We start from the raw sequence: 621 nt of genomic DNA, 5'->3' as shown, positions 1-621 counted from the left end.
TAACTTCGCCAGAAGTTAATATTGAATACTAAAGTAGATACCAATCAACAAACAAAACGTTCATTAAATGGCACTGAATGATACTGCTATCATTCTTTTTTACTTTTGAAAACTCTGTACAAATAACAATGTTATTCATACGAATTTTATTATCAGCTTTTCCAAATTTTTAAAGAGCAAGAGATACAAAAACCTCTCAAAATTAAACACACTCTATTCTCAGGCGATTAAGCTGCCCGATAAAAGAATATTTATTTTTAAGAAGTAAGTGGTGGAGCTAAGCAGGATCGAACTGCTGACCTCCTGCGTGCAAGGCAGGCGCTCTCCCAGCTGAGCTATAGCCCCACATATGCTGGTACTTATTGTTTGATTACCGACTTCGTTGAAGAAGTGGTGGGTCTGAGTAGATTTGAACTACCGACCTCACCCTTATCAGGGGTGCGCTCTAACCAACTGAGCTACAGACCCAAACAATAAGTGTTTGTTCTCTTTACAATAACAATCATCTGTGTGGACACTACGAACAAATAAGTTCTAAATCGTATAAGGAGGTGATCCAGCCCCAGGTTCCCCTAGGGCTACCTTGTTACGACTTCACCCCAGTCATGAATCACTCCGTGG

General features: G+C 39.9%; 2 tRNA genes and 1 rRNA gene. All 3 read right to left on the bottom strand.

Annotation, left to right across the window (positions count from 1 at the left end):
• Positions 1–269: 269 nt before the first annotated feature.
• Positions 270–345: transfer RNA gene (locus tag H5200_RS23355), tRNA-Ala, on the bottom strand.
• A gap of 46 nt (positions 346–391) precedes the next feature.
• Positions 392–468, bottom strand: a tRNA-Ile gene (locus tag H5200_RS23350).
• A gap of 76 nt (positions 469–544) precedes the next feature.
• Positions 545–621 (bottom strand): 16S ribosomal RNA (locus tag H5200_RS23345); the annotation flags it as partial.

The sequence above is a fragment of the Pseudoalteromonas sp. SG43-7 genome, assembly GCF_014164295.1.
In the GTDB taxonomy this organism is placed as follows: Bacteria; Pseudomonadota; Gammaproteobacteria; order Enterobacterales; family Alteromonadaceae; genus Pseudoalteromonas; species Pseudoalteromonas rhizosphaerae.
Note: the sequence above shows the minus strand (reverse complement) of the source record. Positions and strands in the feature narration are given on the sequence as shown.